The organism is Blautia sp. MSK20_18 (genome assembly GCF_020553125.1).
In the GTDB taxonomy this organism is placed as follows: Bacteria; Bacillota; Clostridia; order Lachnospirales; family Lachnospiraceae; genus Blautia_A; species Blautia_A fusiformis.
In genome coordinates, this window is sequence record NZ_JAJCGR010000020.1 from 1 (window position 1) to 18,963 (window position 18,963).

The 18,963-nt window shown below is 41.7% G+C and carries 14 protein-coding genes, 1 tRNA gene and 1 CRISPR repeat array (1 of these 16 only partly in view); of the genes, 13 read left to right on the top strand and 2 right to left on the bottom strand.

Annotated elements, in window-relative coordinates:
* Positions 1 to 259: 259 nt before the first annotated feature.
* Positions 260 to 331 (bottom strand) — tRNA-Glu (locus LI091_RS11645).
* 213 nt (positions 332 to 544) lie between these two features.
* Between LI091_RS11645 and LI091_RS11650 the strand changes: the two genes are divergently transcribed.
* The 4 genes from LI091_RS11650 to LI091_RS11665 all read left to right on the top strand — a co-directional run bounded on the left by LI091_RS11650 (position 545) and on the right by LI091_RS11665 (position 8,589).
* Positions 545 to 2,224: a GGDEF domain-containing protein gene (locus LI091_RS11650; protein ID WP_022426611.1), complete on the top strand. Its 1,680-nt coding sequence runs from the start codon at positions 545 to 547 to the stop codon at positions 2,222 to 2,224.
* A complete protein-coding gene (locus LI091_RS11655) occupies positions 2,211 to 4,115 on the top strand; it encodes a GGDEF domain-containing phosphodiesterase (RefSeq protein ID WP_022426612.1) in 1,905 nt (634 codons plus the stop codon). Before LI091_RS11650 ends, LI091_RS11655 begins: the two co-directional genes overlap by 14 nt.
* A gap of 286 nt (positions 4,116 to 4,401) precedes the next feature.
* Complete coding sequence (locus LI091_RS11660) at positions 4,402 to 6,327, top strand: DNA gyrase/topoisomerase IV subunit B (protein WP_161209006.1); 1,926 nt, start codon at positions 4,402 to 4,404, stop codon at positions 6,325 to 6,327.
* Positions 6,328 to 6,342: 15 nt separating this feature from the next.
* Entirely contained in the window at positions 6,343 to 8,589 is a 2,247-nt protein-coding gene (locus LI091_RS11665; protein ID WP_129974622.1) for a DNA gyrase/topoisomerase IV subunit A, read from the top strand.
* A gap of 70 nt (positions 8,590 to 8,659) precedes the next feature.
* On the opposite strand, the gene LI091_RS11670 is transcribed toward LI091_RS11665, so the two are convergent.
* Entirely contained in the window at positions 8,660 to 8,800 is a 141-nt protein-coding gene (locus tag LI091_RS11670; protein WP_173733046.1) for a hypothetical protein, read from the bottom strand.
* A gap of 150 nt (positions 8,801 to 8,950) precedes the next feature.
* Here LI091_RS11670 and LI091_RS11675 point away from each other — a divergent pair, with 150 nt between their 5' ends.
* From LI091_RS11675 to cas2, 9 genes are all read left to right on the top strand, one after another.
* Positions 8,951 to 11,086 carry a CRISPR-associated helicase/endonuclease Cas3 gene (locus LI091_RS11675; RefSeq protein WP_059085252.1) on the top strand — a complete coding sequence of 712 codons (2,136 nt, stop codon included), beginning with the start codon at positions 8,951 to 8,953 and terminating at the stop codon, positions 11,084 to 11,086.
* Between the two features lie 331 nt (positions 11,087 to 11,417).
* Positions 11,418 to 11,885, top strand: coding sequence for a DUF3990 domain-containing protein (locus tag LI091_RS11680; protein WP_015525783.1), 468 nt, complete (start codon positions 11,418 to 11,420; stop codon positions 11,883 to 11,885).
* Positions 11,869 to 12,309 carry a hypothetical protein gene (locus LI091_RS11685; RefSeq protein ID WP_059085218.1) on the top strand — a complete coding sequence of 147 codons (441 nt, stop codon included), beginning with the start codon at positions 11,869 to 11,871 and terminating at the stop codon, positions 12,307 to 12,309. Before LI091_RS11680 ends, LI091_RS11685 begins: the two co-directional genes overlap by 17 nt.
* A gap of 19 nt (positions 12,310 to 12,328) precedes the next feature.
* Positions 12,329 to 12,991 (top strand): type I-C CRISPR-associated protein Cas5c, encoded by a 663-nt coding sequence (cas5c, locus tag LI091_RS11690; RefSeq protein WP_015525785.1) that lies wholly within the window; start codon positions 12,329 to 12,331, stop codon positions 12,989 to 12,991.
* Positions 12,988 to 14,724: a type I-C CRISPR-associated protein Cas8c/Csd1 gene (gene cas8c, locus LI091_RS11695; protein WP_059085217.1), complete on the top strand. Its 1,737-nt coding sequence runs from the start codon at positions 12,988 to 12,990 to the stop codon at positions 14,722 to 14,724. The genes cas5c and cas8c overlap by 4 nt, the downstream gene beginning before the upstream one ends.
* Positions 14,721 to 15,632: a type I-C CRISPR-associated protein Cas7/Csd2 gene (gene cas7c, locus LI091_RS11700; protein WP_059085216.1), complete on the top strand. Its 912-nt coding sequence runs from the start codon at positions 14,721 to 14,723 to the stop codon at positions 15,630 to 15,632. Before cas8c ends, cas7c begins: the two co-directional genes overlap by 4 nt.
* Positions 15,632 to 16,297, top strand: coding sequence for a CRISPR-associated protein Cas4 (gene cas4, locus LI091_RS11705; RefSeq protein WP_059085215.1), 666 nt, complete (start codon positions 15,632 to 15,634; stop codon positions 16,295 to 16,297). Before cas7c ends, cas4 begins: the two co-directional genes overlap by 1 nt.
* A complete protein-coding gene (gene cas1c, locus LI091_RS11710) occupies positions 16,294 to 17,325 on the top strand; it encodes a type I-C CRISPR-associated endonuclease Cas1c (RefSeq protein ID WP_015525792.1) in 1,032 nt (343 codons plus the stop codon). The genes cas4 and cas1c overlap by 4 nt, the downstream gene beginning before the upstream one ends.
* Positions 17,326 to 17,334: 9 nt before the next feature.
* Positions 17,335 to 17,625 (top strand): CRISPR-associated endonuclease Cas2, encoded by a 291-nt coding sequence (gene cas2 / locus LI091_RS11715; protein ID WP_059085214.1) that lies wholly within the window; start codon positions 17,335 to 17,337, stop codon positions 17,623 to 17,625.
* Between the two features lie 160 nt (positions 17,626 to 17,785).
* Positions 17,786 to 18,963: direct repeats of the CRISPR family, unit length 32 nt; unit sequence GTCGTTCCCCACGAGGGAACGTGGATTGAAAT (it continues 563 nt past the right edge of the window).

Genomic DNA, 18,963 nt, shown 5'->3' on the forward strand with positions numbered 1-18,963 from the left:
TTATTTTCGTAGCAATGTTCTTTCAATTTAGCCTTGACTTTTTATTTGCAGGCTTAAGTATTTTCAGGGGAAATTATAAAACAGAAGAGAAAGAAATGCAAAATAATATATGTGAAAATACAGAAAACAGATAAACAGGAAGAACGAAATTTTTATATGCAATGTTCAGAGCAAAGTTTGAAAGCAATAACAGGAAAAAGTGAAGTATAACAATCACAAAAAAGCAGTCAGAATAAAAATCCTAACTGCTTTCAGTTGATAGCCAGTACGGGAATCGAACCCGTGTTTCCGCCGTGAGAGGGCGGCGTCTTAACCCCTTGACCAACTGGCCATATTCATTTGTGTCGTTTGCTCTTGATTTCTGTTGTTTCCCGCAACCGACTTCGTTAGTATATAATACTTTTTTACAAAATGCAAGCACTTTTTTTCTTTTTTTGAAAAAAATTTTCACCCTGTTTTTTGATAATTTTTTTGACGGAAAAATCTATTGATGATATGATAGATACAAAATGAAATGGAATAAAAAAATATAAAGAGGAAGAGTATGGATTACAGAAAAAAGAAAAGTTTGATATGGAAGGGAGAATCCTTTCTTTTTGTTGTGGTACTGCTGGTTTTTGGCGCGATCTTTGCGGCGATCCACACAGGGGGGCTGATCCAGAAGCAGGACAGTGTACAGCTTCTTAACAAAGGATGGTACTACATAAAAGACGGAAAAAAACAGGAGATCACCCTGCCTGCGGAAATTCCGGCAAAAACAGGTGAAAAGCTGATCCTGTACAATGAAAGTCTGGGAGCGGAAAGCAGAGGGATGACCGTGGTTTCTACAGGAGCCCAGTACGATCTGGTGATACGCCTGAATGGAAAGATCCTGTATGAATATAAGGAGGCCATGTTTTCCAAAAATGTGCAGATGCGTTCCAAGGTGCAGTGCATCGCCGCTCTGGGTAATGACACAGAGGGAAAAGTCCTGACGTTCAGCTATTCTGCGCCTCAGAGAGGAAAATATGTTATAGAGCCGGTATGCATAGGAACCGGAAGTGCAATAGCCTGGTATCAGATCAGAAAAGCAGCCATTCCTTTAGGGGCGGCAACGATCATGATCGTATTAAGTATGATCGCCCTGTGCATCTGCATCTATATGAGAATAAGGCAGATGCCGGACAGACGGTTCCGGGATGTGGCACTGTTCCTTATGATGTGCAGTATCTGGCTGGTGACGGACTCATCACTGGCACAAAGCTACAGCAGATGCCCCGAAGTATTATGTCTCATTTCTTTTTATATGTTCATGCTGCTGGCAGTTCCGATGCTGCGTTTTTTGCAGAATATCGGAAACATGAAAAAATACAGGCTCCTGGATCTTGGAATCTTTACATTTTATCTGAATGCTGTTTTACAGGGAGTTCTGGTGATCCTGGGAGCCTTTGAATTTAAGGATATGTTGTTTGTAACACATATCCTGCTGGTTGTGTGGGTCCTGATATCAGCGGTACTTCTGATCCGGGAGTACCGGAAGCATAAACAGCGTGAGATACATCTGCTTCTCATTGCATATATCATCGTGGGAGCAAGCGGTATCATAGCGCTGATCCTGTACTGGCTGTTCGAGATTTCCTACTATGGATCCATTTTTGAATTGGGAAATCTTGTGTTTCTTGTGCTGGTCATTGCAGACGCAGTCATGATGATGGCAGACAACGTCCGTTACCGTCTGGAATCCCAGGCTTACGAACGACTGTCCAGAGAGGATGGGATGACAGGACTTGAGACGAGAGCCAATTTTGAGAAAAAACTGGAAAGTATTTCCGCAGATATGGGCAGATACCGGGATATCCTTCTTATGTATATCGATATCGATCAGCTTCGCGTGATCAACGAAGAATACGGACGGGCTGCAGGAGACGAGATGGTGGTGATCTCGGCCAGATGTGTGGAGAACGTTTTCCGGGAAAAAGGAACCTGCTACCGCATCGGCGGGGATGAATTTGCGGTTCTGGTCTATGATCCGGAAGTACCGGACGAATTCTGGTCGGAACGCCTGAAAGAAGAACTCCGGAATATCGGGAGAGGATGCAGACACCGTTTTTCGTTGTCCCTGGGATGCAGCCATCTGCGAAATAAGGATGGCTCTCTGAAATCCATGGGAGAATGGAAATATGAGGCAGACAGGAAGCTTTATGAGAACAAAAAGAAGGGGGATTTGAAAAATGGAGTATATTAACTGTTTTCAGATCACATCCCTTGTTTTGGTGACGATGATCGCGATACATTATTTTTCTCATAAAAGACTGAACAATGCGGAAAACAGGAATTTTGTATGTTTTCTGGCTTTCAGCGGCGTTTACGTGCTGCTGGATATGCTGAGTGCGGTGATCGCGGGAGGCGGCAGCAGCGAAGGCTGCAGAATGTCAGCGCTGGTCCTGACGCTCTATTATTTCTGTGATGTCATACTTACCTACGGGCTTTTCTGCTACATTCGGATCATCACCGGAAGACAGAAGGAGAAATATAAATGGCTGAAAACCGGTTGGGTGGTCCTGCCAGCTGCAATGCTGCTGGCAGTTACAGCAAACTTACGGACGGGATGGCTTTTTTATTTTGACCAGGAAGGTAGATTTATCCGGGGAAGTTTTCATTTTCTGCTCTATGGATATGTATTCTTTTTTATGCTGGTGATCGTTGCATTTATGTTACTTTATGGAAAAACAGCAGAAAAAGAAATACGGCGCACCATATGGAGATTTTGGTTTATCGAAGCAGCCTGCCTGTTTCTCCAGATTGCCGCGGAAAGAATACTGCTTACCGGCTTCGGACTTTCTGTAGGACTTTGGCTGATCTATCTTACTATGAACAATCCAGGTGAATATACGGACAGTATGACAGGTTTATTTGACAAACAGTATTTTGACAAATGGATCGGAGAAAAGCTCTATCGAAAAGAAAGCTTTCATCTGCTTGCTGTGGATGCCCGCAATATGAAGCAGATCAACCGGATCTACGGTACCAGAGTGGGAGATCAGCTGCTGATCCGGGCAGCGAAGGGATTTCGGGAGATCACGGATTCAGTGCAGATCTTTCGTATCACAGGCAATTGCTTTCTGGCAGTGCTGGACTCGCTGACAGATTATGAAAAAGCCAGAGATGGCATAGAAGAATTTCTGAAAAAGCCGTTTTTTATCGAAAACGAAAAGGTGTCGTTCCATGCTGCAATCTGCGGGATCATGAATGCGGAAAAACTGGAAAAAGAGGATAGTATTCTTTCTTATATTGAATATATGATCTCTCTGATACAGAACCGTCAGGATACGGTCCTGATCCAGTCGGACAGCAAGATCCTGGAGGGCTTTCGCTATGAACAGGAAGTGGAGCATTTTCTTCAGAAGGCTGTGAAAGAGGATCTGTTTGAAGTATATTATCAGCCGGTATATTCTATAAAAAACCAGGATTTTATTACTCTGGAGGCACTGAGCCGGCTGAAACATCCTGCTCTGGGAATGATCCCGCCGGATGTGTTTATCGGGATCGCGGAAAAACAGGGAATGATCTCTGCAGTGGGATGTCTTCAGCTTCACAAGGTCTGCCGTTTTATAAAAGAACATGAATATATCATGAAGAAGATCCGGAATGTGAAATTCAATCTTTCTCCTTCCGAACTGATGAAACCCGGATACAGCCATGTGCTTATCGGGATCATACAGGGGTATGGATTAGATCCGGGATATTTTCAGTTTGAGATCACGGAAAACGTGGCAACCGAATACAGCGAAAGCTTCTGCACAGCCATTGATGATTTTGCAGAAGTGGGGATCCACATGTGCCTGGATGATTTCGGTTCCGGTTATGCAAATCTGAACGCAGTTCTTCGCATCCCGTTTTCAGCAGTAAAAATGGACCGTTCTCTTTTGTCCGGGGTCAGCAGCGATCCTCAGACGGCTACCTTTTATCGCAGCATTGTCATGATCCTGCAGCATATGGGATATAAGGTGATCGCAGAAGGCGCTGAGACCGAAAAGGAGGTAAAGCTTCTGGAAAAATGGGGTGTGGATATGATACAGGGATATTATTTTTCCAGGCCCCTGTGCGAGGAGAAGCTTCTGGAAAAAATTTCCTGAAATGATCAGAAACAGGCGGAAAACATGCTTTCATAAAAAGCAGGGGTTTCCGCCTGTTGTATTCTGGCAGACACAAATTGCTTGAAGTTTACAGATACTTTTGATAGAATAGATAGGCTGTGGCGGCTGAAGAAAGCGATTTTTCGGAAGACCGGTTCCTTGAACTGCCACGCGTATCTTTTGGAAAAATTGCAGAGAAAAGATGATCATGTGGACTTTACAAGTACATATATTTTGAGTATAATACAAACAAACGTTCGAGTATAAAAAGAAAGGAATCAGTGGAATGGCAAAAAAAGACACTTATGATGCGGGCAGTATCTCTGTCCTGGAGGGCCTCGAGGCCGTGCGAAAGCGCCCCGGTATGTATATCGGAAGCGTATCCAGAAAGGGACTGAACCATCTGATATATGAGATCGTAGACAATGCGGTGGATGAGCACCTTGCAGGGTACTGCAGCCGTATCCATGTAGTTCTTGAGAAGGACGGTTCCTGTACAGTAGAAGATAATGGACGAGGGATCCCGGTGGATATGCATGCCAAGGGAATATCTGCGGAGCGTCTTGTTTTTACAACCCTTCATGCAGGCGGTAAGTTTGACAATTCCGCATATAAGACAAGCGGCGGACTTCATGGTGTAGGTTCTTCCGTAGTGAACGCATTATCTACGTATCTGGATATTAAGATCAGTCGTGATGGTTATATACATCATGACCACTATGAGAGAGGAATCCCTACCATTGAACTGGAAGCAGGACTTCTCCCCAAATTAGGGAAGACCAGAGGTACCGGAACCTGTGTGAATTTCCTTCCGGATCCGGAGATTTTTGAGAAAACAAGATTCGGAGCAGCAGATGTAAAGAGCCGTCTTCATGAGACTGCCTATCTGAATCCGGAGCTTACCATCCATTTTGAGGATCGAAGAGGGGACACTCCTGAGGATATCGAGTATCATGAGCCGGAGGGGATCGTAGGCTTTATCCGTGACCTTAACAAGAATGCACAGTCTCTCCATGATCCGGTTTATTTTAAAGGAGAGGCAGACGGAATCCAGGTGGAAGTTGCTTTTCAGTTTACCAATGAGTTCCGTGAGAACGTTCTAGGATTCTGCAATAATATCTACAATGCAGAGGGAGGAACTCATCTGACCGGATTTAAGACTACCTTCACAACGGTAATGAACACCTATGCACGTGAGATCGGTGTACTGAAGGATAAAGACCCCAATTTTACAGGTGCAGATATCCGAAACGGAATGACTGCTGTAGTCTCCATCAAGCATCCGGCACCCCGCTTTGAGGGACAGACCAAGACCAAGCTGGATAACCAGGACGCATCCAGAGCCACCGGTAAGGTAGCAGGAGAACAGCTGGTACTGTTTTTTGACCGAAATCTGGAAACACTGAAGATCGTCCTTTCCTGTGCGGAAAAGGCAGCCAAGATCCGTAAGACCGAGGAGCGTGCCAAGACAAACCTTCTTACCAAACAGAAATACTCTTTTGATTCCAACGGCAAGCTGGCCAACTGTGAGAAGAAGGATCCGTCACTGTGTGAGATCTTTATCGTAGAGGGAGATTCCGCCGGCGGTTCGGCCAAGACAGCCAGAGACCGTAACTATCAGGCGATCCTTCCGATCCGCGGTAAGATCCTCAACGTAGAGAAGGCTACCATCGACAAGGTGCTGGCCAACGCAGAGATCAAGACTATGATCAATGCCTTTGGCTGCGGTTTTTCCGAAGGCTACGGAAATGATTTTGATATCACGAAGCTTCGTTATGACAAGATCGTGATCATGGCCGATGCGGATGTGGATGGTGCTCATATCTCTACTCTGCTTCTGACCTTGTTTTACCGTTTTATGCCGGAGCTTATCTATGAGGGACATGTGTATATTGCCATGCCACCTCTTTATAAGGTAATGCCGAAGAAGGGGCAGGAGGAATATCTCTACGATGACAAGGCTCTTGAGAAATACCGTAAGAGCCATAAACCGGGAAGCTTCACGCTCCAGAGATACAAAGGTCTCGGTGAGATGGACGCCCAGCAGCTCTGGGAGACTACCCTGAACCCTGAGACAAGAATGATGAAGCGTGTGGAGATCGAAGATGCCCGCATGGCCTCCGATGTGACAGAGATCCTGATGGGAAGCGATGTTCCGCCACGTAAGGCCTTTATCTATGAGCATGCAACAGATGCAGAGCTGGATATTTGATTGGGAGAATAAACTATGAATACGAAACAGGACAATATCATCCGCACCGATTATGCGGAGATCATGCAGAAATCATATATCGATTATGCCATGAGCGTTATCATTTCCAGAGCACTGCCGGATGTACGTGACGGACTGAAGCCGGTACAGCGCCGTACCCTTTACGATATGTATGAGTTGGGTATCCGTTACGACCGCCCGTACCGTAAATGTGCCCGTATCGTAGGAGATACTATGGGTAAATATCATCCCCACGGTGACAGCTCCATTTATGATGCGCTTGTAGTCATGGCGCAGGAATTTAAAAAGGGTCGTACATTGGTGGACGGACATGGAAACTTTGGTTCCATCGAGGGAGACGGAGCCGCAGCCATGCGATACACAGAGGCCCGCCTGGAGAAGCTGACCCAGGAGGTTTTTCTGGAAGATCTGGATAAGAACGTTGTGGACTTTATGCCGAACTTTGATGAAACAGAGAAGGAGCCGGTAGTACTTCCGGTGCGTATTCCAAACCTCCTTGTAAACGGAGCAGACGGAATAGCCGTTGGTATGGCTACCAGCATCCCGCCGCATAACCTGGGCGAAGTGGTGGATGCTGTGAAGGCATACATGAAGAATAATGATATCAGCACCCGTGGGCTGATGCGTTATCTCAAGGGCCCGGATTTTCCGACAGGTGGTATCGTAGTAAATAAGGACGACCTTGTAAAGATCTATGAATCCGGAACAGGTAAGCTCCGTATCCGTGGACGGGTGGAAATAGAGAAGCTGAAGGGCGGTCGCCAGCAGCTGGTGATCACAGAGATTCCTTACACCATGATCGGTGCAAACATCGGAAAATTCCTTAATGATATCGCAACCCTGGTAGAGACCAAGAAGACCACAGATATCGTGGATATTTCCAACCAGTCTTCCAAGGAGGGAATCCGTATCGTTCTGGAACTGAAGCGCGATGCAGACGTGGAGAACCTTACCAACATGCTCTATAAGAAGACCCGACTGGAGGATACCTTCGGTGTCAACATGCTGGCAGTTGCAGACGGAAGACCGGAAACACTGGGACTGAAGCAGATCATTGCTCACCATGTGGACTTTGTATTTGAAGTAAATTCCAGAAAATATACAACCCTTCTTGCCAAGGAACAGGAGAAACGGGAGATCCAGGAAGGCCTTATCAAAGCCTGTGATGTCATTGATCTGATCATCGAGATCCTCCGTGGTAGCAAGAGCCGTGACCAGGTAAAGAAATGTCTGACCGACGGTATCACAGAAGGGATTAAATTCAAGACCAAGACATCCGAAAAAGCGGCAAAATCCTTGAAATTCACAGAAAAACAGGCCGCAGCTATCCTGGACATGCGTCTTTACAAGCTGATCGGTCTGGAGATCGATGCTCTGATGAAGGAGCATGAGGAAACCATGAAGAACATTGCTGCTTATGAGGATATCCTGAATAATTATGACTCCATGGCAGCAGTGATCATGGGTGAACTGGATCAGATCAAGAAGGAATACGGCAGTAAGCGTAAGACTTCCATTGAAAACGCAGAGGAAGCTGTTTATGAGGAGAAGAAGATGGAAGAGACCGAAGTCTGCTTCCTGATGGATCGTTTCGGATATATGCGTCTCATTGACAAGAATGCCTACGAGCGTAATAAGGATGCCGCTCATGCAGAGAGCCGTTATGTCTTTACCTGCATGAATACGGACAAGATCTGTATCTTTACAGATACCGGCAAGCTCCACACCGTGAAGGCAGAGGATATCCCGCTGGTGCGTTTCCGTGATAAAGGTGTTCCGGCAGATAATCTGGGTAATTATGATAGTACTTCCGAGCAGATCCTTTATGTGGCACCGCTGAGCCAGGTGGCAGCCTCCACAGTGCTCTTTGTTACAGAGAACGGCATGTGCAAGCTGGTAAAAGGAGAAGAGTTCCGTGCTTCCAAGCGTACCATTGTTTCCACCAAGCTTGCAGAGGATGACCGCCTTGTATTCGTAGGAGCAGCGGACGAGATGGATCAGGTTGTGTTCCAGTCTGAAAAGGGTTACTTTCTCCGTATCATGAAAACCGAGATCTCCGTCACTAAGAAAAACGCTATGGGTGTCCGCGGCATGAAGCTTACCGGCGAAGACCGGATCCACCATGCGTATCTTTTGGAAAGCAGGCAGGAGTATGCCATTACCTACCACGACAAACCATATGTACTTAACAAAGTCAAACTCGCCAAGCGAGACACCAAAGGTGTGAAGCCGAGAATCTGATCACCACCCCGCCATCTACCTCACAGCTTACGGTGATCTGGCTGGAACTGACCATTCGTGAGATGCACGCTCATTCCCGGTTTGACGGGCAGATATGAGGGGAAGGCTCTCCTCCCTGAAATACGTAGACAAAGGTCAGCTCTACGAAGCCACCATCCTCAAGTCCCTGAAAGAAGACACCACCCGCCGCACTGTAGTCCTGGTATCCCACAGAGTCTCCACTATGAATGTGGTGTATGAGATGGAGAATGGGAGATTATCATAAGAGATGGCGCTTTGGATACATTGATATAGATGAACTAAAGCAGTATAATATATAACTTGTAGTGAGGGTACGGTGTTGTAAATGGAAGAGAAGAAGATGAATTATATTGCACATTGTGATGGTGAACGTGAACAAAGTATATTAGAGCATTTGCAGGGAACGGCAGAAAAAGCAAAAGATTTTGCAGAAGTTTTTGAAAAAGGAGATTGGGGATATTGCTGTGGAATGCTGCATGATATCGGAAAATATAGCGATAAATTTCAACGTCGGATTCGTGGAGAAGAAATAAAAGTGGATCATGCAACAGCAGGAGCAAGAGTTTGCATGGAATTGGGTGGGATGTATCCGTTTTTGGAGATGTGTATTGCGGGACATCATGCTGGCTTATCCGATTATGGCGTCAGCACAGATACAGGAAATTCATCTACTACACTTGGAAGAAGAAAGAAGAAAATAGAAGATTTTTATGCATACAAAAAAGAAGTGAAGATTCCAGAGTTAAAAACATCACCAGTTAATGTAGAGAAAACGAAGGATTTAAATTTTTCTTTAAGTATGTTTACGAGAATGATGTATTCTTGTCTTGTCGATGCCGATTTTCTTGATACAGAAGAATTTATGACAGAAGAAAGATCGGGACGACAGCAGGGGCAAGAGATACAGGTGCTTCTGGATAAATTGGAAAAATATATAACAGAGTGGCTGAAAAATACAGAAACAGAAAGTGTAAATGGCAGAAGAACAGAGATTTTAAAAGCTTGCCTGGAAAACGGAGAGAGAGAAAAAGGCCTTTTTCGGCTGACGGTTCCGACTGGTGGAGGTAAAACGGTTGCATCGCTTGCATTTGCATTAAGGCATGCAGTTAAGCATCACATGAAACGTATTATTTATGTGATACCTTATACCAGTATTATCGAACAAAATGCAGCAGTTTTTCGAAGGATATTAGGAGATGAAAATGTTCTGGAAAATCATTGCAACATAGATTATGAGGAAGCAGAAGAACTGAAACCTATGCAGCTTGCTTCTGAAAACTGGGATAAACCAGTAGTAGTTACAACGAATGTACAATTTTTTGAATCCTTGTTTTCAAATAAATCTTCAAAATGCAGAAAATTACATAATATGGCAAATAGTGTGATCATATTTGATGAAGCACAGATGTTGCCAAATGACTATTTGAAACCCTGTCTGACAGCAATTGAAGAACTGGTGATAAATTATAAGGTGAGTGCAGTATTATGTACAGCTACACAACCGGCATTGGATGCTTTTTTTTGCAATATAAAGCAGATTACTGAGCTTTGTCCAAGGACAGAGGAACAGTTTGAGTTTTTTAAAAGAGTTCACTTTGAAAACGATGGAAAATTGTCAGAAGAAGACGTGGAAGAATGTCTGTTAAGAGAAACACAGGCATTATGCATTGTGAATACAAAAAAGAAAGCTCAAAAAATTTATAATGCTATGAGAGAAGATGGCGTTTATCATTTATCTACGAGCATGTATCCAAAACATAGAAAGCGTATGTTAAAGCAGATAAAAGAACGATTGAGAGAAGGGAAAAAGTGCATTGTAATTTCAACAAGTCTGGTAGAGGCAGGAGTAGATCTTGATTTTTATACAGTATACAGACAGCTTTCAGGAATAGATTCTATCATTCAGGCGGCAGGAAGGTGTAATCGTGAGGGAAAACGGACGATAGAAGAAAGCAAAGTGGTGATTTTTCAGTTTGATGATGCTGAAAAAGTTCCAGGGCAGAGACAGCAGATGGATGTTTCGAAAGCGCTGCTTGCGAATGAATGTAAAATTGAAGATATGCAGACTGTAACAAGATACTTTGAAATGCTTTATCATATGCGAGGTGAAAGTTTGGATAAAAAGAAAATCTGCGAAGAGTTTAATGGGGGATGGCATCATTTTGCTACAGTGGAAAGAGAGTTTAAACTGATAGATGAAAACACGGTAACCGTTTTTGTAAATCAGGAAGAAGATGCTCAGGAAGTGATACAGGATCTGAAAAATAAAGGTTTTACAAAATCCGGAATGAGACGGGCTGTACAATATTGTGTGAATTTGTATAAACAGGAATTTGAGAAATATAATGATGCGGGGATGCTGAAGCTGGTTTCGGAAGATATAAAGGATTTCTATGAACTGACAGATTTAGAACAATATTCAGAGGAGACAGGACTGAATCTTGAGGTTGACTGTGGCATGGCAGTTTGGTTGTGAAAATATGTAGATTAGAGCAGGGAGATTAAGGTGGAAAAACCTTAATCTCCCTGTTCTAATTCTACACGGTTACATTTAAAATTATTATTTCAATCCACAGGAACCATTTTAATCGAATCAAGCAAGTCGCCTGCCTTCATAGGCATTAAAATGTTTTCTGACATACTATAAATATAATATATAAATAAAAAGAATTCAATAAATTTAAATGTAAATAATTTAGGGGCAAGTATTGTATATTTTGGATGAGTGTAGTATATTTAAGATGACGAGAAAAAATAAAAGAAAATTATTAAAAATAAAAAGAATTTACAGAAAAAAGGAGCTGCATATGATTCTATATCATGGGAGCAAAGAGGTAGTGGAATATCCGGAAATCAGAAAAGCCAGATTTAACAAAGATTTTTATTTTGGTTTTTATTGTACAAATATTGAAAAGCAGGCAGAACGATGGGCTATAAGATATGGTAAAAAAGGATATATTAACAAGTATGAGTATACAGAAAATCAGAGATTAAATATTCTTAAATTCGATAAAATGACGGAAGAATGGCTGGATTTTATTATTTCCTGTCGAAAGGGACAGGCACATCAGTATGATATTGTGGAAGGACCAATGGCAGATGATACAATCTACAATTATCTGCAAAATTATCTGGATGGAAAGATTTCAAGAGCTGCTTTCTGGGAATTGGTAAAATTCAAGTATCCAACGCATCAAATCAGTTTTCATACAATTTCAGCACTGGATACATTGAAATTTGTAGGAAGTGAGGTTGTTTATGGCGAGAAAAAATAATAATGCTTTGTTTTTTACCTGTAGTTTGATCGAGTACATAGGACGAACTCAAAAACAACGTCGGTGGAAAGTTACGGATTATCTTGGAATGGAAAATATAAAGCGAATATATAACTATGCGGATGTCTTTCACTGTGAGCCAATAGAAAAAGTTGCGGCAGAATTTACAGAGCAATGTGATATTCCGGAGGGCGAATTTGACAATGTATCAATATGCAGGTATGCAATTCCGGATTACTGGGATATTGGAGAAGTATATGAGAGATTAATAGAAGACATATACGATGATACAGAACTTGAAAAGGGAATATGGGAAATTTATCATTCCTGGATTGATGCACATATTTCGGACTATAATACAGATTTTTATTATCAATCACGAGATTATATAGCAGCATGTTATAAAGCTGGTGAAATAATATGAGAAAAGAGGGAAAGTGCCTATGGGAATGGGAGTAAAGGTCAGAGTGTGGGGGGATTATGCATTATTTTCAAGACCAGAGATGAAAGTAGAACGGTGTTCTTATGATGTAATAACACCGTCGGCTGCCAGAGGAATTTTGGAAGCAATTTACTGGCATCCGGGCATGAAATGGTGTATAGATAAGATTTATGTGAAGAAACCGGTTAAATTTACCAGTGTAAGAAGAAATGAAGTGAAGAGTAAGGTATCTGCAAGTAAAGTGCTTGAAGCCTATAATGGAGGAATGAAACCCCTATATTTAAGCAGTAAAGAGGAAATTGTACAGAGAGCGTCTTTGTTGTTAAGTGATGTAGAGTATGTTATTGAAGCTCATTTTGAAATGACGGAGAAAGCAAATGAAACGGATAATCCAGGGAAATTCAAGGATATTATTATGAGGAGATTGAAAAGAGGCGCATGTTACAGTATGCCTTATTTTGGGTGTCGGGAATTTCCTGCAAATTTTGAGTTGTGTAATGAAGAGGAAATTCATACTGCATATGACGATGTAGAGGAAAAAGATTTTGGATTTATGCTATATGATATTGATTATTCGGATGAAGAGAATCTTAGCCCCATGTTTTTTAGAGCAATCATGAAACAGGGAGTAATAGATGTGCGAAACTGCGAGGTGGTTCGATGATACTGCAGGCATTGGTGAAATATTATGAAGATTTGGAAAGACAAGAAAAATTACCCAAACAGGGGTGGTGTCAGGCAAAAGTTTCTTATGGAATCAATTTGTCTACAGACGGGGATATAAAGAATATCTTATGGCTGAAGGAGGAGAGACAGGCAGGGAAGAAACAGATTTGGATTTCACAAACAATGAAAGTTCCGGCAATGCTCACGCGATCATCCGGAGTTGCGGCGAATTTTTTATGTGATAATTCGAAATATATGCTTGGAATTGATAAGAGTGGTACAGGAAAAAGAATTACAGAATGCTTTGAAGCGGCAAAGGAGAAGCATCTGAAGTTGTTGAAAAATACTTCCGGAGAAATGGCACAGGCTATATGTGCTTTTTTTTATAAATGGAATCCGGAAAAAGCAAAAGAAAATGCTGCTGTTTTAGAAAACTGGGAGGAGATCACGGATGGTGGAAATCTTATATTCTGTATGGATAAAAAATATGCCCAGGATGACAAGGAAATAGAGCAAATATGGAATGTAGAAAGTAAACAGTCGGAAACAGATATAAGTGGAATTTGTCTGGTAACAGGAGAAAAAACTGAAATTTCAAGAATTCACAGGAATATAAAAGGGGTGCCGGGAGCACAGTCCAGTGGTGCAGCTTTGGTTTCTTTTAATGCACCATCATTTGAATCTTATGGAAAAGAACAGAGCTATAATGCACCGGTCGGAAAATATGCAGAGTTTGCTTACACAAGTGCGTTGAATTATTTGCTGGCACAAAAGAAATATACGTTTCCGCTGGGAGATTCTATTATTGTATATTGGGCAGAGGAGGCAAAGACGGAATATCAGGATGCGCTTTTAGCATTGTTAAATCCGGTAAAAGATAATCAAAGTGAGGTACATGGATTTTTTGAAAAACTCAGAAAAGATGAACAGATCATAATTGATGACATTGAATTAAATCCATCTCAGAAGTTTTATATTTTATGTCTGGCACCAAATGCTGCCAGGTTATCTGTAAGATTTTTTTATCAGAGTTCATTTGGAAATATTACGAAAAATCTGGCATGTCATTATGAACGAATGCAGATGATAAAACCTAAATGGGAAGAGCGGGAATATCTTGGAATTGAAGATATGTTAAAAGAAACAGTGAATATGAATTCACGGGATAAAAAAACAATCTCCAATATGGCCGCTATGGCGTTTTCAGCTATTTTACAAAATTCCAGGTATCCGGCAAGTTTGTATACAGATACATTAATAAGAATACGGGCTGAGCAGGGATGTGTAACATGGGGAAGAGTTTCTATTGTTAAGGCATTTCTGATAAAAAATTATAAAAATACGGAAGGAGAGATCTGTATGGGATTAAATGAAGAATCTAATGATGTAGCATATGTATTGGGAAGATTATTTTCTGTGTTGGAGTCGATTCAGACAGAGGCAAATCCTGGAATAAAATCAACAATTCGAGATCGGTATTTTAATTCAGCATGTGCAACACCGGCATCAGTATTTCCAGTATTGTTTAAATTAAAGAATAGTCATATAAAAAAAATAGAAAGAGATAAAGGGTATTTGAAAAGAAAATATGAAGATCTTTTGGGCGAATTGGTGAGTAAGCTAGAAGCTTATCCAAAACGTTTGCCATTGGAGGAACAAGGAAAATTTATTTTGGGGTATTACCACCAGAAACAGGAAAGTATTTGGGAAAACGGGAGGGAAAATAGATGAGCGAAGTTATTAAAAACAGATATGAGTTTGTAGTTTTATTTGATGTGGAAAATGGTAATCCAAATGGAGATCCGGATGCAGGAAATATGCCAAGAATAGATCCGGAAAGCGGCTTAGGGCTTGTTACGGATGTCTGCCTGAAAAGAAAAATAAGAAATTATGTGGAAACAGTAAAAGAGGATGCACAGGGTTACAAAATTTATATTAAAGAAGATGTTCCGTTGAATCGAAGTGACCGAACGGCATGTGAAAATGTTGGAATCAAAGAAACAGATGATAAGAAAGTAACGGAAGCATTAAAAAAACTGAAAAAAAGTGATCCGGGTGTGGATTCAAAATTGCGGGATTACATGTGTGAAAATTATTATGATATCAGAACTTTTGGGGCAGTAATGACTACTTTTGTAAAAGCTTCTTTAAACTGCGGACAGGTGCGTGGCCCAGTTCAGCTTGGATTTGCCAGAAGTATCGACCCAGTGATCAGTCAGGAAGTTACCATTACCCGTGTGGCAATCACAACAGAAAAAGATGCCGAAAATAAAAGTACCGAAATGGGAAGAAAGAGTATTGTGCCATATGCATTGTATCGCGCAGAGGGCTTTATATCTGCAAATCTTGCACGAAAAACAACAGGATTTACAGAAGAAGATCTGGAACTTCTGTGGGATGCGATCATAAATATGTTTGAAAATGACCATTCAGCAGCCCGTGGAAAAATGTCAGTACGTGAACTGATCGTGTTTAAGCACAGTAAAGAATTGGGAGATTGTCCGGCATATAAATTGTTTGATGCAGTTGAAGTAACACGAAAAGAAAATGTAGAATATCCGAGAAGATATCAGGATTATACAGTTGAAATTCATAATGATAAAATACCGGAATCTGTTGAAGTAAAAAGGATGATTTGATGGAGTATACAGAAGATGATTATTTGATGATATCAGGTATACAGCATTTTAAATTTTGCAGAAGACAGTGGGCATTGATCCATGTTGAGCAGCAGTGGGCAGAAAATGTTCATACAGCTGTTGGAAAACTGATGCACCAGAAGGTACATGATCCATATTTGACGGAAAAAAGAAAAGATACTATTTTGGTAAGAGCTTTGCCGGTTTCTTCAAGAATTATGGGAGTGAGTGGAGAGTGTGATCTTGTAGAATTTCATAAATGTGAAGATGGAATACGGCTTCATGGACATCGGGGAATGTATTCTGTTTATCCGGTAGAATACAAAAAAGGAAAAGAAAAATCAACAGATGCCGATAGATTGCAGCTTGTGGCACAGGTTTTATGTCTCGAAGAAATGTTTTCTGCAACAATACCTGAAGCAGCTCTTTTTTATGGAGAAACAAGACGAAGAGAAGTTGTGGAAATTACAGAGGATCTGAGAAATGCAGTCAAAGATATATTTGAAGAGATGCATCAGTATTACAATAGAGGTTATACTCCGAAGGTAAAAACAGGTAAAATGTGTAATTCCTGTTCATTAAAGGAACTTTGTCTGCCCAAATTAAACAAACAAGTTTCTGTGAAACATTATATAGACCAGATGCTGAAGGAGGAAGAGACATGAAAAAACTTTTGAATACGTTGTATGTAACTTCTGAAAACAGCTATTTGGGTTTAGATGGAGAAAATATAGTTGTTTTTGAAGAGGATAAAGAAAAAGGAAGACTTCCATTACATAATCTGGAAGGGATAGTTTCCTTTGGATACAGGGGCGTCAGTCCGGCATTGATGGGATCTTGTGCAGAAAAAAATATCTCTCTTTGTTTTATGACGCCCCAGGGAAAATTTCTTGCGAGGATAACCGGAAAGACAAGAGGAAATGTGCTTTTGCGAGAACAGCAGTATGCAAGCAGTTTGGATTCAGCAATCAGCCTGGAAATTGCAAAAAACTGTATACTTGGAAAGGTGTATAATGCAAGATGGGTGTTGGAACGCTGTGTTAGAGATCATAGTATGCAGGTAGATGCGGACAAAATAAAAATAGCATCAGAAAAGCTGAAACATACGTTGGGATTAATTCAAACATGTGAATCAAAAGCACAATTAAGAGGTTTTGAAGGGGAAGCGGCCAGCGTGTATTTTGGAGTTTTTGATGAAATGATTTTGCAACAGAAAAAGGATTTTTCATTTCAAGGAAGAAATAAAAGACCACCGTTAGATAATATGAATGCAATGTTGTCTTTTGTATATACGTTGTTGACAAATACGATTGCTTCTTCCCTGGAGTGTGTGGGGCTGGATCCTTATGTGGGATATCTTCATACCGAAAGACCAGGTAGAGTATCACTGGCTTTGGATATGATAGAGGAATTAAGAGCTGTATTGGCAGATCGTTTTGTATTATCGCTTGTTAACAAAAAGATTGTAAATGGAAAGAATTTTACCAAAAAAGAAAATGGAGCTGTTCTGATGGATGATGAGCTGCGAAAAAAGCTGTTGGTAGAATGGCAGAAGAAAAAGAAGGAAACCATCACACATCCGTTCTTGAAAGAAAAGGTGGAATGGGGAATGGTTCCTTATGTACAGGCAATGTTGTTGGCAAGATATTTAAGAGGAGATTTGGACAGTTATCCAGTGTTTTTGTGGAAATGAGGTGACAAAGTGTTGGTAGTGATTACTTATGATGTAAATACAGAGACAACTGCAGGAAGAACTCGTTTGCGTAAAGTGGCGAAGCAATGTACAAATTATGGAAGAAGGGTGCAAAATTCTGTATTTGAGTGTATTTTGGATAGCGCTCAAAGTGTTGCTTTGAAGGGGATATTGTCTGATATTATTGACAAAAATAAAGATAGCTTACGTTTTTATTACCTCGGAAATAATTATCAGACTAAAATAGAACATGTAGGTATAGAACGTGGAATTCCAGTAGATCAACCTTTAATTATGTAGGTGCGAATCAGAAGTACACATAAAATGCCGGCAGGATTCGCACTACAAAAATCAGAAAAGTAACATGAATAACACTAAAGAAAAGAGAGAAGGGATAATAAAAAGTAGAAAAATTATATTTATTGCATAAAAAAACAAAGAATATTTGTGAAAATTTGCCGTCGTTCCCCACGAGGGAACGTGGATTGAAATTCTTACAAGAGGATGCAGTCCTTTGTAAATATCGTCGTTCCCCACGAGGGAACGTGGATTGAAATAATGGAGCAGTACGCCTTCGAAAAAAGGCTCCCGGTCGTTCCCCACGAGGGAACGTGGATTGAAATACACTGATCGCAGAGAAGCTGAACCGGACAGCGGTCGTTCCCCACGAGGGAACGTGGATTGAAATACATCATGATGAACAACCGCCCGGACATTTATCGTCGTTCCCCACGAGGGAACGTGGATTGAAATAAAAAAGTGGTTACAGTGGTTACACCCAGCGCAGTCGTTCCCCACGAGGGAACGTGGATTGAAATATGTGAATATATGTATAGTGAAATATACAGATACGTCGTTCCCCACGAGGGAACGTGGATTGAAATACTTTTTAAATAGTCAGTTTCCGTAGAAACACCGTCGTTCCCCACGAGGGAACGTGGATTGAAATTGCTGATACATACACCAACAATGCGAACACCATCGTCGTTCCCCACGAGGGAACGTGGATTGAAATTCTGTATATAGATCCAGAGAGTGATATCCGTCTGGGTCGTTCCCCACGAGGGAACGTGGATTGAAATTCTATATTGGTCACACTGGCCACATAGGGAATCGGTCGTTCCCCACGAGGGAACGTGGATTGAAATTGATCGTATACCAGCTGGACCGTCTTTCCAGGGACGGTCGTTCCCCACGAGGGAACGTGGATTGAAATTTCCTCATCGTCATCGATGTCTATCGCTTCCTCTGTCGTTCCCCACGAGGGAACGTGGATTGAAATAAACATATAGCCAGCTCCTTTCGTAGTTGTTTCGTCGTTCCCCACGAGGGAACGTGGATTGAAATATCAGAGAACTGCTGCCAGGAATCCACCTGGCCGTCGTTCCCCACGAGGGAACGTGGATTGAAATAGAAAAGACAGAGAGATCTATCCATACTGCCCGTGGTCGTTCCCCACGAGGGAACGTGGATTGAAATCGGCAAGGGGAAAGGAAGATCAAATAAGGACCTCGTCGTTCCCCACGAGGGAACGTGGATTGAAATCTGCTGATTGGGATAACTTAGAGGTTTCTCCATGGTCGTTCCCCACGAGGGAACGTGGATTGAAATGGCAATGCTCTGGTGAATGTCATCGTG

Excerpts from the sequence above, each read along its gene's own strand:
- LI091_RS11650 (WP_022426611.1), top strand. The coding sequence starts at position 545 with ATGGATTACAGAAAAAAGAAAAGTTTGATATGGAAGGGAGAATCCTTT.
- LI091_RS11655 (WP_022426612.1), top strand. The coding sequence starts at position 2,211 with ATGGAGTATATTAACTGTTTTCAGATCACATCCCTTGTTTTGGTGACG.
- LI091_RS11660 (WP_161209006.1), top strand. The coding sequence starts at position 4,402 with ATGGCAAAAAAAGACACTTATGATGCGGGCAGTATCTCTGTCCTGGAG.
- LI091_RS11665 (WP_129974622.1), top strand. The coding sequence starts at position 6,343 with ATGAATACGAAACAGGACAATATCATCCGCACCGATTATGCGGAGATC.
- LI091_RS11675 (WP_059085252.1), top strand. The coding sequence starts at position 8,951 with ATGAATTATATTGCACATTGTGATGGTGAACGTGAACAAAGTATATTA.
- LI091_RS11680 (WP_015525783.1), top strand. The coding sequence starts at position 11,418 with ATGATTCTATATCATGGGAGCAAAGAGGTAGTGGAATATCCGGAAATC.
- LI091_RS11685 (WP_059085218.1), top strand. The coding sequence starts at position 11,869 with ATGGCGAGAAAAAATAATAATGCTTTGTTTTTTACCTGTAGTTTGATC.
- cas5c (WP_015525785.1), top strand. The coding sequence starts at position 12,329 with ATGGGAATGGGAGTAAAGGTCAGAGTGTGGGGGGATTATGCATTATTT.
- cas8c (WP_059085217.1), top strand. The coding sequence starts at position 12,988 with ATGATACTGCAGGCATTGGTGAAATATTATGAAGATTTGGAAAGACAA.
- cas7c (WP_059085216.1), top strand. The coding sequence starts at position 14,721 with ATGAGCGAAGTTATTAAAAACAGATATGAGTTTGTAGTTTTATTTGAT.
- cas4 (WP_059085215.1), top strand. The coding sequence starts at position 15,632 with ATGGAGTATACAGAAGATGATTATTTGATGATATCAGGTATACAGCAT.
- cas1c (WP_015525792.1), top strand. The coding sequence starts at position 16,294 with ATGAAAAAACTTTTGAATACGTTGTATGTAACTTCTGAAAACAGCTAT.